The sequence below is a fragment of the Dactylosporangium sp. NPDC000244 genome, assembly GCF_040300725.1.
GTDB lineage: Bacteria > Actinomycetota > Actinomycetes > Mycobacteriales > Micromonosporaceae > Dactylosporangium.
The window spans coordinates 366,451-385,555 of record NZ_JBEPEH010000003.1 but is presented as its reverse complement, the minus strand read 5'-3'; the positions used below and the strand labels follow the sequence as shown (position 1 = coordinate 385,555).

The window sequence follows — 19,105 nt, the reverse complement described above, 5'->3', positions numbered from 1 at the left end:
GCGCGGCTCACCGGTCCCAGGGCATCCGCGCGCCGCTGGCGAACGCGGTGATGCGCTCCCGGGCCACCGGCGAGTGCATGAGACGGCCGAACTCGCGCACGGCGTCGGCCTCCATCTCCTCCGAGACGATCCACATGCGGCGGAAGTACCGCTTGAGGTCGCCGATCGTCGTGCCGTCGAGCTTCGTGGCGCGCACGAGCAGCCGCCGCAGGGCCGGCTCGGGATCCTCGGCCAGCTCGTCGACGAGACCGCACCGGGCCGCGTCGGCGGCCCCGACCGGCAGCGTCGACAGGGTCATCGCGTAGGCGCGCTGGAAGCCGACTCGGCGGATGAGGTACGGCAACACACAGCACGGCAGCAGCCCCCACAGCGCCTCGGGCAGCCCGAACTGGCTGGCCGGCGTGGCGTGCACGAGGTCGCTGGCGGCCACGATCCCGACCCCGCCGCCGGAGGCGCGACCATCCACACAGGACACCACGATCCGCTCGACGGTGGTGAGCCGCTTGAGCAGGCCCAGGAAACGCTCGCCGCCGTGTGCCGCCAGGTCGTCGGTGCCCGCGGCGGCCGCGTGCAGGTCCATGCCGCTGCAGAACGCCGAGCCCTCGGCCCGCAGCACCACGACGCGGCAGCCGGGGTCGGCCTCGGCGCGGTCGAGCGCGCCGTGCAGGTCGGCCATCAGCCCGGGCGTGATGCTGTTCTGCTCGCGGGGCCGGTCCAGCGTGACGGTGAGCACCGCGCCCTCGCCGCGCAGGCGCAGGGTGCCGTTGGGTGCGGTCAGCTCCACCGGTACCTCCGGTGGAAGTCGCGGATCTCGCCGAGCACGAGCAGCCCGCGCCCCTCCATCTGGGTCTTGTAGATGTGCTCGTATCCACCGACGTCGAAGACGTGGTCGCGCACCCCGCACATGCGGTGCAGGCTGTCGTCGGAGACGGTTTCGTACTCCGCGATGGTCAGCGGGTGCCGTGCGGCGATCCGGCCGGGCAGGTCGAGGGCGGCGAGCCGGGCGGCGGCGCCCTCGGCCACCACGCCGCTGTAGAACTCCGAGGCGCAGCCGGAGCCGTAGGAGTACAGGCCGATGCGTCTGGGCCGGTCGAAGTCGCCGTGATCGAGCAGGGCGCACAGCGCGAGGTACAGCGCCGCGGAGTAGACGTTGCCGACCTCGGTGCAGTAACGCAGCGACGGCATCACCCGGGCCTGGAAGTCGGCCTCGATCCGCTCGGGCGACATGCGCTTGAGCTTGCGCAGCAGCTGGCGGTGGGCGCTGCGGACCATGCCGGCGAACGGCGTGTGCAGCACCAGGTAGTCGAACGTGGTCATGATGTCGGCGCCGACGACCCGCTCGGTGTAGTGCTGGTAGGACTGCTCCAGGCAGTGCATGTACGACAGCAGCGACAGGTCCGAGTCGCCCGCCTCCAGGTCCGGGCGCGGGCGCAGCGTGTCCATCACCTCGTGGCTGTAGTAACCGTTGGCACCGGCGTCCAGGGCGAGGATGTCGGGCCGGCGGCTGACCACGAGCGCGACGGCGCCCGCGCCCTGCGACGGCTCCCAGTAGGTGTTGCGGGCCGCGACGCTGGCCGCGTCGGCGGCGATGACGAGGGCGCGCACCTGCGGGTCGGGGTGGGTGGCGACGAACCCGGCCGCCATCTGCAGCGCCGCCGTGCCGCCGTAGCAGGCGTGCTTGGTCTCGAACGAGCGGCACCGCCGGCTCAGGCCCAGCGCCTCGTGGACGTACGTGCTGATCGGCTTGCCGAAGTCCAGGCCCGACTCGGTGCCGACGATCACCAGCTCCACCCGCTCGCGGGCGTCCGGGGGCAGCGCGTCGACGATCGGCTTGGCCGCGTTGACCGCATTGGTGACCGGATCCTCGCACGGCAGGTTCACCGATTTTCGCGTCATCAGGAGGTTGCCGAAGCGGCGCAGGTCCAGTCCCCGGGCCTCGAACAGCTGCCGCACGTCCAGCGACGCGGGGCCGGTGTACGCGTTGATAGCCTCGATGCCAACGGTCGTCACACCGCCACGCTACGAAGCGCTATTGCCGTCGTCTGCTCAAATCTGCGCAGGAGAAACACGATGGCATTGATATTTGCGAATGAGCATTCCTGAGTAGACGCCGACTGCCGGCCGGGTGAGCATGCGGCGATGGACGACTTCAGCCTGCCGCGCCGAGCGTGCAGCGAGGTGTCCAGCGCCTGCGGCGAGCCGCTGTGCGCCACGGCCGGGCCCGCGGCCGGATGGGTGCTGCTCGAGCAGCCCGGCCCGCTCGGCCGCCGGCCCGCCGCACAGAGCCCGCTGGTGCCGGCCGCGTTGCGCGCCGAGCTCGGGCGCCTCGGACTGCGCCTGCAGCTGATCCGCCGGCCGGGCCGGGTTCGCCCCGCCGAGCGCCGGACGGTGTTCCTCGCCGGCCGCGCCACACTGCGCCGGCTGCTGGTGCGGGAGCCGGCCGACCTGCTGCGGCCCGGCGCCCGGGCGGCGCTGGCCGCGCTGGCCGCGGGCGGGGTGCCCGACCTGGGCGAGGCGTGGACCCGGCCGCTGTACCTGGCGTGCGTGCAGGGCGCCGTCGACGCCTGCTGCGCGCGGCTGGGGCGACCCGTGGCCGAGGCGGTGCGCCGGCTGGTCGGCGACCGGCTCTGGCAGACCAGCCACCTGGGCGGCTGCCGATTCGCGGGCAACCTGCTGTGCCTGCCGGACGGGGCGCTGTACGGCCGGCTCACCCCGGCCGCGGTCCCGGCCGTGGTGGCCGCGTGCGAGCAGGGGCGGGTCGAGCCGCGCTGGTTTCGCGGCCGGACCGGCTGGCCCCGCGCCGCCCAGGCCGCCGAGGCGCACCTGCACCGGGCGACCGGCGGCTACGACTGGGCGGACGTGACGCTGCACGGCGTGGCCCGCGACGGCACCGGCGGGCACCGGGTCCGCCTGACGGCCGGTGACGAGCGCTACGAGGTCGACGTCCGGGCCCACGACCTGCCGCCGCGGCGCACCCGATGCCCGCACGGGCACCAGTCCAGCCCGTGCCGGTTCGTCGTGGCATCGGTGCGGACGCTCAAGAGTGCGCAGACAGATCCGCGACCGGCACCGGAGCATGGACGGCGTTCAATGGCAAACTCGCGGACCGAGGAGGGGCCGATGACCCAGAACATGGTGCAGATGCACCCGATCTTCCTCAAGCAGGCGGAGTACCTGGCCAAGGGTGACCTGGACGGGCTCATGCAGTGCTACCACCCGGAGGCGATGGTCGTGCGCTTCCAGGACATTCTGACCGGCCGCGACGAGATCCGCGGCATGATCCAGGGCTACATGGACATGAACATGCAGTATCTGGAGATGCTCGAATACACGCACACCGACGACACCATCCTGATGCGCGGCGTGATGAGCGTGAAAGGCGTCGAAGAGATCGGCTTCGGCGCATACGTCCTCAAGGACGGCCTGATCTGGCGGCAGATTTCCGGATCCGAGGGCGGAATGCGCAACTGGGACGAGGTCGAGGGCTGATCGCCCGACCCGCGAGGGGCGTTCACGTTGTGCGCGTGAATGCACCGTGGGTATCCTCGGGCGATACGGCCGCCATTGTCGCGGAAATTGCCGGAAGAACGATCGGACGGGGCCGCGCGATCCCGCGTGGCCCCGATTTCCGCGCGCACGCATCGCACGACGACAGGACGACGCATGCCGACCGACACGCCCCCCGCCGCCGAGCCGCTGCCGGCCCGCCGGCGCGCCCTGGGCACGGCCAGCGCCCTGCTGGCCCTCGCCCTGGCCTCGCTGGACCAGGCCATCGGGGCGATCCTGCCCCGGGTCGCCGCGGAGCTGCACGGGCTGCAGCTGTACGCGTGGGTCGGCACCGCCTACCTGATGTCCTGCGCCGTGGCCGTGCCGATCGCCGGCAAGCTCGGCGACCTGCTCGGGCGCAAGCCGTTCCTGATCGCCGGGATCGTGGGCTTCATGGCCTCGTCGGGGCTGTGCGGCGCCGCGCCCGGCATGGGCTGGCTGGTCGCCGCGCGGGCCCTGCAGGGTGTCTTCGCAGGCATGCTCATCGCCACGGTCTACACCGTGCTGGGCGATCTCTACCGGCCCTCCGAGCGGGCCCGCATCCAGGGCGTGGCCAGCAGCGTCTTCGGTGTCAGCTCGGTCCTCGGGCCGCTGGCCGGCGGCTTCGTCACCGACCAGTTCGGCTGGCGCTGGGTCTTCTACATCAACGTCCCGCTGGGCCTGATCGCGCTCGCCTTCGCCCTGTCGCTGCCGCGGGTGACCGGCCACACCACCTGGCGCGACCTGGACCTGCTGGGCTCGGCGCTGCTGGCCGCGGGGCTGACCCCGCTGCTCATCGGGTTGTCCCTGGCCGGGACCGCGCCCGGGCACCCGTCGGCCACGGCCTGGGTGCTCATGCTCGGCGGCGCCGCCGTGCTGGTCGGCTTCTACCTGGTCGAGACCCGGGTCGTGGCCCAGCCGCTGGTGCCTTTCGGGCTGTTCCGCAGCAACCCGTTCACCGTCGCCATCGTCATCGCGTTCCTGTCCACGTTCGGCATGATGGCCGCGGTGTACTTCGCCCCCCTGCTGTTCCAGGGCGTGCTCGGGCAGAGCCCGACCCGCTCGGGCACGCTGCTCGCGCCGCTGATGCTCGGCCTGATCGTCACCAGCACCCTCACCGGCCGGCTGCTGTCGCGAGTGCCGCGGTACCGCTACCTGGCCACCGGCGCGCTGTTGGGGCTCGCCGCCGCGCTGGCGATCCTGGCCTACACCCGCCCGGGCGCCGGCGGCGGCCCGGCGACGGTGGCGATGGTCCTCGTCGGCCTGGGCATGGGCGTGCTGCTGCCGCTGACCACCTCGGTCGTGCAGAACGCGGTCAAGCGCAGCCACCTCGGGGCCGGCACCAGCCAGATCCAGTTCTGGCGGGTCATGTCCGGCCCGGTCTCGGTGGCGGTGCTCGGCGCCGTACTGTCGGCCGGGCTGGCCGGGAAGGTCTCCGAGCGGCTCGCCACCGTCGGGCTGCCGCCCGGGGTGGCACTGCCCGGCGGCCTCGCCGACGGCGACCCGCACAGCGCGCTGGACCCCGCGGCGCTGGCCCGGATGCGCGAGACCCTGCCCCCGGACCGCCCGGGTCTCTACGACGCCATCGTGGGCGCCGTTCGCCTCGGCGTCGCCGACGCCCTGCACACCGTGTTCCTGGTCGCCGCGGTCATCGCCGTCGCGGCCGCGGTTGCCAGCCTGTTCCTGCGCGAGGTACCACAGTCGGACCCCGCGCCCGGCCCCACCGATCAAGCCGCCGGCCGCCCCGCGGCCGCCGCCCGCGACGGGGCCTGAGCGCTCCGGCATCCCGACGGGCCCAGCCGCCTGCGTGGCGACCGACCGGCCGAGCCAGAGAGGATCGCCATGTCCCAGCCCCCCGCGCTCCCGGGGCGCCGCGAGTGCCCGCTCGACCCGCCACAGCAGCTGGGCGACCTGCGCCGCGAGCGGCCGGTCGCCCGGGTCCGCCTGTGGAACGACGACGAGGCGTGGCTCGTCACCCGCCACGACCTGGCCCGGCAGGTCCTGCAGGACCGCCGCTTCAGCGCCGACGCGACGAACCCGAGCTTCCCGCGGCTCAGCCCCGGCCTGCTGGTCGGCGCCGAGCGGGCCGGGCGGCGCAGCTTCAGCCGGATGGACGAGCCCGAACACGGCGTGCTGCGCCGGATGGTCGCCCAGCCGTTCTCCACCCGCTCGGTCGAGCTGCGCCGGGCCGAGATCGAGACGGTCGTCGCCGACCTGCTCGACCAGATCGTGCACAAGGGGCCGCCGGCGGACCTCGTGCGCGACTTCGCCCTCCCGGTGCCCACGCAGATGATCTGCCACCTGCTCGGCGTGCCCTACACCGACCACGCGTTCTTCCAGGACCGCACGGCCACGGCGATCGTGGCGCGCGACGCGACGGCGGAGCAGTCCCGCACCGCCCGGGCCGAGGTGTACGCGTACCTCGACGACCTGGTCGCGGCCAAGGAGCGCGACCCCGGCGACGACCTCATCGGCGACCTCGTGCGCCGGCAGGTCCGCGAGGGCCGGCTCAGCCACGACGACGTGGTCACGATGGCGTGGCTGCTGCTCGTCGCGGGTCACGAGACGACGGCCAACATGCTGGCCCTGAGCCTGCTCACCCTGCTCACCCACGACCACCTGCGCGCGGCGATGCTCGCCGACGCGGCCGTGGTCCCGCGGGCGGTGGAGGAGCTGCTGCGGTACCACTCCGTGCTCAAGGACGGCGTCCCGCGCGTCGCGACCGAGGACGTGGCCATCGGCGACACGCTGATCCGGGCCGGTGACGGCGTGATCATCTCGCTGCCGGCGGCCAACCGGGACGACTCGGTCTTCCCGGATCCCGACACCGTCGACTTCGACCGGCCGAATGCCCACCAGCACGTCGCGTTCGGCCACGGCCTGCACCAGTGCCTGGGCGGGACGCTGGCCAACCTCGAGCTGCAGATCGCGCTGCCGGCCGTGCTGCGCCGGCTGCCGGGGGCGCGCCTGGCCGTGCCGCTGGAGGAGATCCCGTTCCGCGACGACATGAGCGTGCACGGCGTCCACGCGCTGCCGGTGACCTGGTGACACGACGGTGCCCCGGGGCCGAGCGGCCCCGGGGCACCTTGCCGGGCTGTGTCAGGACGACTTGGCGCCCGCGGTGGCGTGCATCCCCCAGTGCTGCGGGGTGAGCGCGATGTCGGTCAGGGTGGCGTCGATGAACATCCGGTCCCAGGTGCCGCCGCCCTTCTCCGGCGCGATGCGCTCGCGGGTGTAGACGTCGAGCACCTCGGGCTTCATGAACGCGCGCATGTCGATCATCGCGTAGTAGGAGCTCAGCGACCTGAGGTGCAGCAGCCAGTGGATCCGGTCGGAGCGGCCGAAGGCCTCCTCGTAGAGGAAGACGGTGACCTCGCCGCGCTGCTGCTCGTTGATCATCTCGGCGACGTCGCGGGCGAACTGCCGGCCCTCGGCGCGCAGGCCGTAGCGTAGCTGGCCGTAGCGGTGGATGACGATCCCGGCGTTGGCCGAGTGCAGGATCTCCTCCGGCGCCAGCTTGGTCTGGTGCTGCGCGGGCGGCACGACGGCGGCCCCGCCGAGCCGGTCACCGGGGGCCGGCGGGGACGCGTCGCCGGTGCCGTACATCCCGGTGAACTGCGGCAGCAGCACCGTCTCGCTCAGCCCGGCGTCGAGGAACATGCGCTCCCAGCCGCCCCCGCCGCGCTCGGCCGGGATGCGGTGGCGCAGGATCAGGTCGCGCCAGCCCTCGTCCCGGGTGCCCATGCGCAGCAGCGTGTCGTAGGCGTCGAACGACTTGAGGTGGATGAACCAGTGCAGCAGGTCCTTGGTGCCGAAGGTCTCCTCGTAGAGGAACACGGTGACCAGGCCGGCGTAGTTGGTGTTCATGTACTCGGCCAGCTCGCGGGCGAACTGGCGGCCCTCCGAGCGGAACTCGCCGCGCAGCTGCCCGACGCGCTCGACGATGACGCCGGCGTTGGCCGAGTGCAGGATCTTGTCGGGGGCAACGCTGGTCTGGTGCTGGGCGGACAGTACCGCCGCGTCGTGCGTCACGGTCACGGAAAACTCCTCACCACGGGTCAGAGCGGCAGCTTGGGGCTCACGCCGCCGACGTAGGGCACCAGCACCGTGTCGTGGATGGTGCCGGGGATGAACATCGAGGCCCACGAGCCGCCGCCGCGCGAGGCCGGCACCCAGTCGCGGCGCAGCAGCTCCTCGGCCTCCGGCGTGTCGGCGGCCGCGCGCAGCGCCGGGTAGTCGGCGAGCGAGCGCAGGTGGATCAGCCAGTGGATGCGGTCCTGCTTGCCGAACGTCTCCTCGTACAGGAACGAGGTGACGACGCCGGGCAGCGCCAGGTTGAGCCGCTCCTGCCAGGCCGCGGCGAAGTCGCGGGCCGGCTCGCGCACGTCGTAGCGGACCTCCGCGGTGCGGTGCAGCAGCGCGCCGCAGCCGGCGGTGTGGAGCTGGAGCTCGCGCGGCTGGGCCGTCTGGTTGCGCGCCGGCGGCACGAACAGCTCTTTCGGGTCGAAGTCGTCGCCGGTGTGTGTCTGGCCGTGCTGGGGGCAGAAGATCCGCTCCTGGATGCTGCCCTGCACGAACATGCGCTCCCAGTTGCCGTGGCCCTTGTCCTCGAGCCGGTCGCGCTCGGAGATGTCCTGGAAGTCCCGGTCGTGGTCGACCATCTCCAGCACCCGCTGGTAGTCGTGCGGCGACTTCAGGTGGATGTACCAGTGCAGCCGGTCGCGCGTGCCCAGCACCTCCTCGTACAGGAAGGTGGTGATCGCCCCGGCCTGCGCGGTGTTGAGGTAGGCCAGCACGTCATGGCCGAACTGGCGGCCCTCGGCGGCGAACTCGTACTGCAACTGCCCGACCCGGTGGATGATCAGGCCGCAGTTGGCCGAGTGCAGGACCTGCCCGGGTGGCAGGGGCGCCTGGGCGGCGGCGGTGGGCACGTCCGCCGTCGGCGGGCGGATGTCCGTGGTCATGCTGGCTCTCCAGTCTTCGCGACGGGGGTGAACGTGACGGGCAGCGCGGCCACGCCGCGCATGATGCGGGTCTCCCGCCAGCGCAGCGCGTCGGCGGGCACGGCCAGGGCGAGGTCGCCCAGCCGCCGCATGAGCGCGTCGATGGCGACCTGGCCCTCGAGGCGGGCCAGCGGGGCGCCGACGCAGTAGTGGATGCCGTGGCCGAAGGCCAGGTGGGCCGGGCCGGCGCGGCCGATGTCGAGCTGCTCGGGGGCGCTGAAGCGGGCCGGGTCGCGCCCGGCCGCGCCGAGCGCCACGGTCACGACGCTGCCGGCCGGCACCCGCACGCCGTCGAGGTCGACGTCGCGCACGGCGACGCGCAGCGTGGCCTGGTGCACCGGCGCGTCGATGCGCAGGAACTCCTCGACCGCGCCGGTGATGAGCTCGGGCCGCTCGGCCAGCAGTTTGCGCTGGTCGGGCGCGCCGAGCAGGGCCAGGGTGCCGTTGGCGATGAGGTTGACGGTGGGCTCCTGGCCGGCGCCGAGCAGCAGCTCGGACATCGCCAGCAGCTCGCGCTGGGAGAGCCGGCTGTCGCCGTCGCGGGCGACGATGAGCGCGGAGAGCAGGTCCGGCTGCTCCTCGGGGGGCAGCGCGGCGTCGACCGTCGCGGCCTTGCGCTCCAGCAGCTCGGTGAGGAACTCGCGCATGCGCCGGTTGCCCTCCTGGCGGGTCATCGGCGCGTCGGTGACCTCGGGCCCGGTCAGCATGGCCGTGGACCACAGCCGGAAGTCGTCGCGGTGGCCGTGCGGCACGCCGAGCAGCTCGCAGATCACCGTGGCGGGCACCGGGTGCGCGTACTCCCGGATGAGGTCGGCCTCGCCACGCTCGGCGAACGCGTCGATGGCCGCGTGGGCGATCCGCTCGATCATCGGCCGCAGCCGCTCGACCCGGCGCACGGTGAACGCCTTGGAGACCAGCGAGCGCAGCCGGGTGTGGTCGGGCGGGTCGGTGTTGATCAGGTGGAAGATGTAGTCGTTCTCGTCGGGCTGCTCGGCGGTGACGTAGCCCGCCTCGCGCAGCTGGTCCCAGAACCGCCGGGGGTCCTTGGAGAAGGACGTGTTGTCGGCCAGCACGTCGCGGGCACTGTCGTAGCGCACCACCAGCCAGTGGTGCAGGCCGTTGGGCTCTCTGACGTGGCAGGCGGCGCCGCCCTCGCGCATCGTGGCGTAGGCCGGGTAGGGGTCAGTGCGGAATCCCTCGGGGTAGTCGACCGGCGCACCGGCCGCGGTGTCGCCCATGACGGCTCCAATCTGTGTCGCACCGACCGGGCGCGGCCGGCACCGCGGAATGATCAATGAGCAAATGGCGCATACCTCGACCAGCGTCAATCAATAGGCGGCCTTGCGTCTGCCCCATAGTGAGCATCAGCGCAATGTTCACGGCCCTAGCACAGGGCACTCCGGGAGTCTGCTCAATATTGAGCACTGTCGCGGGTTGACGAATCCCCTAGTCAACTCCCGTTCGATGGAACTTCTCTTGACCAATGACATCCGTGCGCGGTAATCACAATCATGCAGACATCGACCGACACTGGTGAGCAGACCGTTACACGGGTGCCTCGGCAACGCAGAAGCGTCAGTGAGCTGTGGAAGGCCCCCGAAAACGACCCCGCATGGGCGCGCCCCGTCCTGCTGGTCATCGTCGCGTGCGCCGCATTCCTGTACCTGTGGCAGATGCGCGGCAGCGAGTTCAAGCCGATCCATGGGCCGATGGTCCGCAGCATGACCCAGAGCTTCGAGAACTTCTTCTTCGGCGCGGTGGACCCCAACGGCTGGGTCGGGCTGGACAAGCTGCCCGGCTATCTGTGGCCGCAGGCGATCTCCGCGGCGATCTTCGGCTTCCACCCGTGGGCGCTGGTCCTGCCCCAGGCCGTCGAGGGCGTGATCAGCGTCGTGCTGATCTACGCCATGGTGCGCCGCTGGGCCGGACTGCACGCGGGGTTGCTCGCGGCGGGCCTCTTCGCGTTCACGCCCGTGACCGCGGCCCTGTTCGGCAACCAGATCGAGGACGCGGCGCTGCTGTGCTGCCTCGTCGTGGCCGCCTACGGCTACCAGCGCGCGGTCGACTCCGGCAGCCTCGGCTGGCTGATCTTCTGCGCGGCGTGGGTGGGCCTGGCGTTCCAGGCCAAAATGCTGCAGTCGTGGCTGGTGCTGCCGGCGTTCGCGGTGGCCTACCTGCTCGCCGCGCCGGTCACCGCCGGGCGGCGCTGGGCCAACATCGGTATCGCGGGCGCGGTCATGGTGGTCGCGTCGATGTTCTGGATGATCATCAGCCTGATCGTGCCGAAGGACAGCCGGCCGTACCTGGACGGCACGACCAACGACAACGTCTTCTCCCAGGTGTTCGGGTTCAACGGCTTCAGCCGCATGGGCGACAGCATCCACGTGCCCGGCGCGATCGTGCCGCTGCTGGGCGGGTACGCCGAGATCGAGGGCAGCCCGGAGAAGCTGTTCTGGAGCAGCCTCGGCTCGCAGATCGGCTGGATGTACCCGGTGGCCCTGGCCGGGCTGGTGCTCGGGTTCCTCTGGGGCGTCAAGCGCGGCGAGCGCACCGACAAGATCCGCGCCGGCCTGGTGATGTGGGGCCTGTGGCTGATCGTCACCGCGCTCGCGCTGAGCTTCGGCACCCTCGCGCACACCGCCTACGTGGCCGCGCTGGCCCCGCCGATCGCGGCGCTGGCCGCCTACGGCCTCGTGCTGATGTGGCGCGAGTTCAACGCCGGCGGTCGGCGCGCGTGGGCACTGCCGGTGGTGCTCGCGCTGACCGTCGCCTGGGGCGCGTACTTCACCCTGTCCTACAGCGAGTTCCTGCCGGGCCTGGCCGAGGTCGTCATCGTCGTCGGGCTCATCGCCGTGGTGCTGCTCGCCCTCGCCGCCGCGCGGGGCGGGCAGGGTGGCGGCCTGAGCCGCTACGCGTTCATCGCCGGGCTCGTGGCGATCCTGCTGCCGCCCGTGGTGTGGTCGGGCTCGGTCATCTCGCCGACCTACCGCGGGACCGTCAGCGAGGCCACCGCCGGCCCGGTGCGCGGCGTCGGGTTCCTGCCCAAGGGCAAGGACGCCGACGCGATGCGCAAGGTGCTGCAGCAGATCCGGCCGATCTTCGGCACCACCACCGAGCTCACCCCGGCACAGCGCTCGCTGCTGGAGTACCTGCGCGCGCAGCAGCACGGCGAGAAGTACCTGGCCGCGATCTACCCGGAAATCCAGGCGCTGCCGCTGATCCTGGCCGAGAAGGCGCCGGTGCTGCCGATGGCGGGGCTGTCGGGGCGGGCGTACACCCCCAGCACCGACGAGCTCAGCGGGCTGGTGGCGCGCAAGGAGCTGACGTACGTGTACTTCGGTGACGCCAGCGTGCTGGGCAAGCTGCTGCCCAACCCCAACACCGACGCGCTGCGGGCGTGGGTGAAGGACCACTGCACGGTGGTGCCGCCGACCGAGTACGGCGCCAAGGCCCCGCAGAAGCCGGAGATCGGCCTGTACCGCTGCGGCGGCTGACCCTCGCCGAAGCCTGACCCGAGCCGAACCAGCGTCCGCCGCTGCTCACTTTGGAGCAGCGGCGGACGCGTGAGCGGGCTTACGGTCACCGCATGGCGGACGCTTCCGACTACTCCCCCATGGCCCCGGATCTGCTACGGCTGCGCGCCCGGGAGCACGGCGACCGGGTGCCCTTCACCGTCGGCGCCGAGCCCGGTCCGTCGTACGCGGAATGGGATCGCCGCTCCGACCGGGTCGCCGCCGCGCTCGCCCGGCGCGGGCACGGCCGCGGCGACCGCATCGCCCTGCTGTTCGGCGGGATGGACTGGACCGACTACGCGATCGCCTACGCCGGCGTGCTCAAGACCGGCGCGACCGCCGTGCACCTGCCCGCGACGCTGGGCGCCGCGGACCTCGCCGACCGGCTGGGCGAGTGCGGGGCGGGCGAGGCCGTCGTCGGCGCCGGGGTCGCGCCGCCCGCCGGCGTCACCGTCCACACGGTCGCCGGGCTCGCCGCCGCCGGCACCGGGTTCGCCCCGACCGTCGCCGTCGCTCCGCACGACATCGCCGACATCCTCTACACCTCCGGCACGACCGGACGGCCGAAGGCGTTCACCAACCCGCACGGCGCGCTCACCTACGGCCGCGGGCCGGCCGCGCTGGCCTCCTTCGACGGCTCCGCGCCGCTGCTGGCGCCGATGCCGCTGGGCACGCCCTCCAGCGCCAGCACCGTCGGCATGCTCGCGCTGACCACCACCTCGGCCGTGGTCATCTGCCCGGTCGACGACGTCGAGCTCATGGCGGCGCTGACGGCGCGGTTCGGCGTCGTGTCGCTCATGCTCACCCCGTGGACGGCGATCCGGCTGGCCAACGCGCGCGTCCACGAGCGGTACGACCTCAGCCGCGTGCGGCGCCTCGCGCTCGCCTCCGCGGCGCTGCCGCCCGCGGTCGCCCGCCGGCTCGCCGCGATGATGCCGGGCCTGCTCATCAGCACCGCCTACGCGCAGGGCGAGGCGGCGCCCGCGGTCGTGCTCAACACCTACGACCCGGACCGCCCGCTCTGCGTGGGCCGGCCCGGGCCGGGCACCGAGCTGCGCGTCGCCGGCCCCGGCGGGGAGCCCGTGCCGACCGGCGAGATCTGGCTTCGCTGCCAGGCCCCGAAACGCCTGTACCTCGACGAGGCGCGCAACCGCGAGATCCACGCCGACGGCTGGACGCGCACGCGCGACCTGGGCCGGCTCGCCGCCGACGGCCGGCTGGAGCTGATCGACCGGGCGGCCGACGCGCTGCCGACGCCGTCCGGCTGGCTGTCCACATTGGAGGTCGAGCACGCCGCCTACGAGCACCCGGGCGTGGTGGAGGCGACGGCCTACGGCGGCACGGACGCCGACGGGGCGCCGTGGCTGCGCATCGCCGTGGTCCTCGCGCCCGGCCACGCCGTCGACGGCCCCGAGGGCGTCGCCGAGGTGGTGGCCGGGCACCTGCCGGCCGACGCGCCGCCGTGGCGGGTCGAGCGGCACGAGCGGCTGCCCCGCGGGATCACCGGCAAGGTCCTCAAGCACGTGCTGCGCGACGGCAGACGGGCCGTCACATCCGGAGGTGTACATGTATGACGTCGTGGTCGTCGGCGCGCGCTGCGCGGGCGCGCCGGTGGCGATGCTGCTGGCCCGCGCCGGCCGGCGGGTGCTGCTGCTGGAGCGGGGCACGCTGCCGTCGGACAAGCTCTCGACCCTCTACATCCAGCAGCCGGGCGTCGCGCTGCTGCGCCGCTGGGGCCTGCTGGACGCGGTCCGCGACTCCGGCTGCCCGCCGCTGGAGCGGGTCGTGTACGAACTCGGCGACGTGCGGCTCGCCGGCTGCGCCAGCCCGGTCGACGGCGAGCGGGCCGCGTACGCGCCGCGCCGGTTCGTGCTGGACGCCATCCTCGCCGACGCCGCCGTCGCGGCCGGGGCGGAGCTGCGCCAACGGTGCCGGGTCACGGCGCTGCTGCGCGACGGCGAGCGGGTCACCGGCGTGGAGTACCGCCGCAGCGACGACCCCGACGCCGAGCCCGTGCGGGTACAGGCCCGGCTGGTGGTCGGCGCGGACGGGATGCGCTCGAGCGTGGCCGAGCTCGCCGGGGCGGAGAAGGTCGTCGAGCACCCGCGGCTGACGTGCGCGTACTACGCGATCTGGAGCCGCTTCCCGGCCGACTTCGAGCTCTACGAGGGGCCGACCGGCTGGGTGTCCGCCGTGCCGACCAACGACGCCGTGCTGGTGTCGGCGTACTACCCGCAGGACCGCTTCGAGGAGGTCCGCCACGACGCGCAGCGGCACTACCTCGACAACGTGCGCACCAACGCGCCCGGGCTCTTCGCCCGCCTGGGCGGCGCCACGCAGCTGGAGACGCTGCAGGGCACCGGGGACCAGCAGAACTTCTTCCGCCGGGCGCACGGACCCGGATGGGCCCTCACCGGCGACGCGGGGCACCACAAGGACTCGCTGACCGCCCGCGGCATCGGCGACGCGTTCCTGCAGGCTCAGCTGCTGGCCGAGCGGGTGGCGCCGGCGCTCGGCTCGCCCGCGGCGCCGGACGGGGCATTGGACGAGGCATTGGACGCTGCATTGGCCGACTACGCCGCCGAGCGGGACCGGCGGCTGACCGAGTCGTACCAGGGCACGCTGCTGGTGGCCCAGGCCGCGGCCCGCGAGCAGCGCAAGGCCCTGCTCGCCGCGGTCGGGCGCAGCGAGGAGCTGACCCAGGTGTACTTCGACGCGGTCGCGGGCCTGCGCTCCCCCACCGAGCTCTACACTCCCCAGTTGCAGGCCATGCTGGCCGGCCGCTGAGACGCCGAAGGAGTTCCACGCATGGCCGAGCACGTCAGCGGTACCTTCGACATCACCTCGCAGGATCGCCCCTACGACGAGGCCGAAGGCGCCCGCCTCATGCACGCCACCGGGCACAAGGTGTTCCGCGGCGGCATCGAGGGCACCAGCCGCGTCGAGCTGATCAAGGCCGTCTCGGCGGTCCCCGGGTCGGCCGCCTACGTCGGCCTCGAGCGGGTCGTCGGCGCCGTGCGGGGCCGAGCGGGCAGCTTCGTGCTGCGCCACACCGGCCTGATGGACCGCGGCGACGCGACCCTCGAGGTGACCGTGGTGCCCGACACCGGAACCGGCGACCTGACCGGCATCGCCGGCCGTATGACGATCACCGTCGTCGACGGGCACCACGACTACACCTTCGAATACAGCCTGCCGTCGTCCTCACCCGAATGAGTGAAGATCCCTACTCCGACCGGTCTTGCATCTCCCACAGGTGATCCAGGACGTGCCAGACGAAGCGGCGAGCGGCGTACCGCGGCGGCCATCCCTTGGCTCCGGATGCGACCTCGCCGCTCGGCTTGCCCAGCACCTCCAGCACGGCCGCCCGCAGCGACTCGATCGCCTCGGTCTCGCCCGGCTGCGGCTCGGGGTGCTTGATTCCGATCTTGCGCGCGTACACCGCCTCGGAGCTCAACACGTGCCCGACCATGACGTCCCGGTCGCGCCCGCCGCCGCGGGGCCCCTTGCGCAGCTCCTCCGGCGACGCCTCGGCCTGCTCGTCGAGCAGCCCCCACGCCGCCGTCAGCAGCGCCACGTGCCGCTCGGCGAGCCCGGCGTCGACCGCCGCCCGGTCCTCGTCGCCGACGGCGGCCGGCACCCCGAAGTCGGTGTTGCCCGAGCCGGGCCACCGCTGCACGATCTGGTACGTCAGGTCGGCCTCGGCCGGGAACGCCAGCCCCGCCGCCGCGGCCACCGGCCGGAACCGCTCGGCGTAGTCGGCCAGCGCGGCGACGGCCGCCTCCTCGCCCGCGGCGGCCCGGGCCCAGCCGGGCCAGTCCAGGGCCACCGCGAACGTCTTCTTCTTGCCCGCCTCGACGGCGATGCGCACCACCGGCATGACGGTTAGGGCAGCTCGTACTCGAGCCACACGCGGTGCGTGCCGTCGCCGTCCACGGTCATCCCGCCGCCGCCGGAGATGCCGGCCAGGTCCGCGGTGCCGCTGCCGGCCACGATGGTGAAGAACTCCCCGGTGCGGTCCGAGCCCGACGTCGACGCGGAGTGCACGAAGTTGAACGCGCCGGCGCGGCCGTCCACGCTGCCCTCGAACGACTCCATGGCCACGTACGTCCCGGCGCCGGACGCCTGGTCGAACGCGGACGTGAACAGCGTCGCGGATCGCCCGCTGATTTCACCCTCGTAGTGCTTCTCCATCAGCGCCACGCCGACGGGCAGCGCGGTCTCGATCGGAGGGTCGGGTGCCACCGTCGTGGGGACGAAGCTCTTGACGCTGAAGGTCCCGCTGACTCGCATGCAATGTCCTCCCAGATACGAGTTTCGATTACGCGACGCGATCACGAGGTCACGCAATTCACAACCCGCGATGCTACTGTACGAACCGCGCCCGCGTCCGGCGCAACCATGTCCGGTGTATAGATTACCCTCTATCGAATGATCACTCCGGGGTGAATCGATCCGGGGTGAGCTGATAACCGTCGGCCTGGAGGCGGAACAGGCGCGCATAGCGGCCGTCCTGCGCCATCAGCTCCTCGTGCGTGCCCTGCTCGGCGATGCGGCCGTCGTCCAGCACGGCGATGTGATCGGCGAAGCGCACGGTGCTGAGCCGGTGCGAGATCAACAGGCTCCCGCGGCCCGAGCGCAGCGCGGCCAGGCTGCGCTGCACGTCCGCCTCGGCCTGCGCGTCCAGCCCCGCGGACGGCTCGTCCAGGATCAGCAGGTCGGCGTCGGCGCGCACCACCGCGCGGGCGATCGCCACGCGCTGCCACTGGCCGCCGGACAGCACCACGCCCGCCCCGTCCTCGGCGCCGAACATGCGCGTCAGCAGGGTGTCGTACCCCTGGGGAAGCCCCGCCAGCGTCGCGCCGATCCCGGCCGCCGAGGCCGCCGCGTGCCGCCGCGGCCCGTCCGCCGACAGGTCGCCGACCGCGATGTTGTCCGCCGCCGACAGCTCATAGCTCATGAAGTCCTGGAACACGACGCCGACGCGGGGCCGGATGTCCATAGTGGACACCGGCGCGCCGTCCCAGGCGATGGTGCCGCGCGTGGGCTCGTAGAGGCGGCACAGCAGCTTGATCAGCGTCGACTTCCCGGCGCCGTTCAGCCCCACCAGCGCCACCGAGCGGCCGGCCGGGATCGTCAGGTCGACGCCGCGCAGGATCCAGTCGTGGTCCGGGTGGTAGCGGAACCACACGTCGCGCAGTTCGATGCCGGTGCGCAGCGGAGGCGCCGGCGCGAGGGCGGCCGGGGGCGCCGCGGCCGACACGATCTGCGCGTACGACCGGAACAGGGTGCGCATCTGCGCGGCCGACGCGATCTGGGCGACGATCGCGGTCAGGGTGCCCTGCACGCCCGCCACCGCGGCGACGAGCACGCCGATGTCGCCGACGCTGCCGCTGCGGTCGCCGATGCGCGACACCGTCCACAGCAGCGCGACCCGCAGGCCGCGGCGGTCAGCAGCGACAGGCCCCCGTCCACGCGCACGGCCGCCCGGTCCACCCGCCGCTCGTCACCCTGGGCCGCGCGCAGCTCGCCCAGCATCCGGCCGCGAAAGAAGCCGCCGAGGCCGAAGAGCCGGATCTCCTTCGCCGCGCGCACGTCCAGCAGCAGCATCGCATAGAACAACTGCCGGCGGGTGTACGGCGTGATCCGCACCGTCATCTCCGTGCGCCGCCGGCCGAGCCGCAGCTGGGCGAACAGGCTCGGAACCGCGGCGGCCAGCACCAGCCCGGCCGCGACCGGCGACACCGCGACCAGCGCCGCCAGCAGCCCGGCCCCGCTCAGGGCGGACTGGGCGATGCCGAGCACGGCCGCGGCGAGCTGCTGCGGCCCGGACTGCCCGGCCATCTGCGCCAGCCGCAGCCGATCCTGGAACGCCGGGTCCTCCAGCTCGGCGATGCCCGCGGGCGCGGTCACCGCCGCGAACAGCCGGTCCTGGGTGAGCAGCGTGACCCGGCGGCCGATCTCCGTGTCGGCGTACGCGCTCGCCTGCCCCGCCACCGCCACCACCGCGCCGATGCCGGCCAGCGCCAGCGCCGGCGGCCAGGCGGGCCGGTCCAGCAGCAGCTTCGTGCACCACGCGGTCGCGGCCGGCGCGAGCCCCAGCAGCACCAGCGCGACCAGGCGCGCCGCGACCGGCCCGGGGGCCGCCCGCACGTACAGCCCGAGCACGCTCACCGGCGGGGCAGGCGGCGCACCGCGCGCCCCACGATGCGGTCGGCGTCGAAGTAGCCGAGCTGGCGCGAGTCCGAGCTTTCGAGCGCGTCGCCGAGCAGGACCATCTTGCCGGGCGGTACCGTCGACTCCACCACCAGCGCGAGCGCCGGAACCTCGTGGCGCGGCACCGGATCACCGGCCACCGCCGCGAGCCGCTTGATCACCAGGTTGCCCGGCCCGACCACCACCACGTCGCCGGTGCGCGCGCGGCCCCGGCGCAGCAGCACCCGGTCGCCGGGCTCGAACGTCGGCGACATGCTCCGCCCGGTCACCGTCACCACCAGGAACGCGCGCCGCAGCCAGACCAGCCCCGCGGCCGCCGCCAGCCCGGCGACGACCAGCCCGGTCACCGGTGGCCGGCCGCGACCGGCTCCCGCAGCGCGAGCAGGTCGTGGCCGCTGGCCGTGATGGTGCGCTCGCCGTCCAGCGCGAACAGCGACGGGAACGACGACACCCCGAACGCCGCCGCGACCGTCCCGCCGTGGTCCTCGCGGATCACCCGCGCGACCGGCTCCAGCGCGGCCACCATGCCCTCGGCCTCCGGCCCGTCGCCGACCACGACGGCGAGCACCGACTCGCCGGCCACGTGCGAGACAAACTCCGGCAGCAGCTTGGCGCACGGGCCGCAGCCGGGCGAGAAGAAGCCGACGATCGCGGCCGGCACCCCGACGTCCGCGACGCGCGTGCCGGGCGCGGCGAGCGGCGGCATCGCCGGCAACGCGGCCTTGAGCTGGGCCAGCAGCTCGGTGTGCTCCCGCAGCCGCCGGATCACGCCGACGGTGAACAGCAGATCGAGCAGGCACAGCACACCGACCACGGCCACGGCCGCCCAGAGAATCGCCACGATCGCTC

At 73.2% G+C, this 19,105-nt stretch carries 18 protein-coding genes; 7 read left to right on the top strand and 11 right to left on the bottom strand.

What is annotated here, in order from left to right; translation table 11 throughout:
• Positions 1 to 7: 7 nt before the first annotated feature.
• Positions 8 to 784: an enoyl-CoA hydratase-related protein gene (locus tag ABT369_RS06560; RefSeq protein WP_350610677.1), complete on the bottom strand. Its 777-nt coding sequence runs from the start codon at positions 782 to 784 to the stop codon at positions 8 to 10.
• Complete coding sequence (locus ABT369_RS06555) at positions 775 to 2,010, bottom strand: hydroxymethylglutaryl-CoA synthase family protein (protein ID WP_350610676.1); 1,236 nt, start codon at positions 2,008 to 2,010, stop codon at positions 775 to 777. Before ABT369_RS06555 ends, ABT369_RS06560 begins: the two co-directional genes overlap by 10 nt.
• Before the next feature lie 129 nt (positions 2,011 to 2,139).
• Here ABT369_RS06555 and ABT369_RS06550 point away from each other — a divergent pair, with 129 nt between their 5' ends.
• The 3 genes from ABT369_RS06550 to ABT369_RS06540 all read left to right on the top strand — a co-directional run bounded on the left by ABT369_RS06550 (position 2,140) and on the right by ABT369_RS06540 (position 6,573).
• Positions 2,140 to 3,489: a sucrase ferredoxin gene (locus tag ABT369_RS06550; RefSeq protein WP_350610675.1), complete on the top strand. Its 1,350-nt coding sequence runs from the start codon at positions 2,140 to 2,142 to the stop codon at positions 3,487 to 3,489.
• A 174-nt stretch (positions 3,490 to 3,663) separates the two neighbouring features.
• The gene (locus ABT369_RS06545; RefSeq protein WP_350610674.1) at positions 3,664 to 5,298 is read left to right on the top strand and encodes an MDR family MFS transporter; all 1,635 of its coding nucleotides are present in this window, start codon (positions 3,664 to 3,666) and stop codon (positions 5,296 to 5,298) included.
• Positions 5,299 to 5,367: 69 nt separating this feature from the next.
• Complete coding sequence (locus ABT369_RS06540; RefSeq protein WP_350610673.1) at positions 5,368 to 6,573, top strand: cytochrome P450; 1,206 nt, start codon at positions 5,368 to 5,370, stop codon at positions 6,571 to 6,573.
• A 51-nt stretch (positions 6,574 to 6,624) separates the two neighbouring features.
• Here the strand turns inward: ABT369_RS06540 and ABT369_RS06535 are convergent, their stop codons facing one another.
• The 3 genes from ABT369_RS06535 to ABT369_RS06525 are packed head-to-tail and all read right to left on the bottom strand — an operon-like array spanning position 6,625 to position 9,766.
• The gene (locus tag ABT369_RS06535; RefSeq protein ID WP_350610672.1) at positions 6,625 to 7,563 is read right to left on the bottom strand and encodes a DUF6039 family protein; all 939 of its coding nucleotides are present in this window, start codon (positions 7,561 to 7,563) and stop codon (positions 6,625 to 6,627) included.
• 20 nt (positions 7,564 to 7,583) lie between these two features.
• Complete coding sequence (locus tag ABT369_RS06530; RefSeq protein ID WP_350610671.1) at positions 7,584 to 8,489, bottom strand: DUF6039 family protein; 906 nt, start codon at positions 8,487 to 8,489, stop codon at positions 7,584 to 7,586.
• Entirely contained in the window at positions 8,486 to 9,766 is a 1,281-nt protein-coding gene (locus tag ABT369_RS06525; RefSeq protein ID WP_350610670.1) for a cytochrome P450 family protein, read from the bottom strand. Before ABT369_RS06525 ends, ABT369_RS06530 begins: the two co-directional genes overlap by 4 nt.
• A gap of 315 nt (positions 9,767 to 10,081) precedes the next feature.
• On the opposite strand from ABT369_RS06525, the gene ABT369_RS06520 reads away from it, so the two are divergent.
• The 4 genes from ABT369_RS06520 (at position 10,082) to ABT369_RS06505 (ending at position 15,256) form a co-directional block, all read left to right on the top strand.
• The gene (locus tag ABT369_RS06520) at positions 10,082 to 12,022 is read left to right on the top strand and encodes an ArnT family glycosyltransferase (RefSeq protein ID WP_350610669.1); all 1,941 of its coding nucleotides are present in this window, start codon (positions 10,082 to 10,084) and stop codon (positions 12,020 to 12,022) included.
• Between the two features lie 92 nt (positions 12,023 to 12,114).
• Positions 12,115 to 13,614, top strand: coding sequence for a class I adenylate-forming enzyme family protein (locus ABT369_RS06515; protein ID WP_350610668.1), 1,500 nt, complete (start codon positions 12,115 to 12,117; stop codon positions 13,612 to 13,614).
• A complete protein-coding gene (locus tag ABT369_RS06510; protein ID WP_350610667.1) occupies positions 13,607 to 14,827 on the top strand; it encodes an NAD(P)/FAD-dependent oxidoreductase in 1,221 nt (406 codons plus the stop codon). Before ABT369_RS06515 ends, ABT369_RS06510 begins: the two co-directional genes overlap by 8 nt.
• A 21-nt stretch (positions 14,828 to 14,848) precedes the next feature.
• Positions 14,849 to 15,256, top strand: a complete 408-nt coding sequence (locus tag ABT369_RS06505; protein ID WP_350610666.1) for a DUF3224 domain-containing protein — start codon at positions 14,849 to 14,851, stop codon at positions 15,254 to 15,256.
• 10 nt (positions 15,257 to 15,266) lie between these two features.
• On the opposite strand, the gene ABT369_RS06500 is transcribed toward ABT369_RS06505, so the two are convergent.
• From ABT369_RS06500 to ABT369_RS06475, 6 genes are all read right to left on the bottom strand, one after another.
• Positions 15,267 to 15,920 (bottom strand): hypothetical protein, encoded by a 654-nt coding sequence (locus ABT369_RS06500; RefSeq protein WP_350610665.1) that lies wholly within the window; start codon positions 15,918 to 15,920, stop codon positions 15,267 to 15,269.
• 5 nt (positions 15,921 to 15,925) lie between these two features.
• Positions 15,926 to 16,333 carry a DUF3224 domain-containing protein gene (locus tag ABT369_RS06495; RefSeq protein ID WP_350610664.1) on the bottom strand — a complete coding sequence of 136 codons (408 nt, stop codon included), beginning with the start codon at positions 16,331 to 16,333 and terminating at the stop codon, positions 15,926 to 15,928.
• Positions 16,334 to 16,475: 142 nt separating this feature from the next.
• Positions 16,476 to 17,456 (bottom strand): ABC transporter ATP-binding protein, encoded by a 981-nt coding sequence (locus ABT369_RS06490; RefSeq protein ID WP_350610663.1) that lies wholly within the window; start codon positions 17,454 to 17,456, stop codon positions 16,476 to 16,478.
• Positions 17,372 to 18,214, bottom strand: a complete 843-nt coding sequence (locus tag ABT369_RS06485) for an ABC transporter ATP-binding protein (RefSeq protein WP_350610662.1) — start codon at positions 18,212 to 18,214, stop codon at positions 17,372 to 17,374. Before ABT369_RS06485 ends, ABT369_RS06490 begins: the two co-directional genes overlap by 85 nt.
• Entirely contained in the window at positions 18,211 to 18,603 is a 393-nt protein-coding gene (locus tag ABT369_RS06480; RefSeq protein WP_350610661.1) for a S26 family signal peptidase, read from the bottom strand. The genes ABT369_RS06485 and ABT369_RS06480 overlap by 4 nt, the downstream gene beginning before the upstream one ends.
• Positions 18,600 to 19,097: a TlpA family protein disulfide reductase gene (locus tag ABT369_RS06475; protein WP_350610660.1), complete on the bottom strand. Its 498-nt coding sequence runs from the start codon at positions 19,095 to 19,097 to the stop codon at positions 18,600 to 18,602. Before ABT369_RS06475 ends, ABT369_RS06480 begins: the two co-directional genes overlap by 4 nt.
• Positions 19,098 to 19,105: the final 8 nt, after the last annotated feature.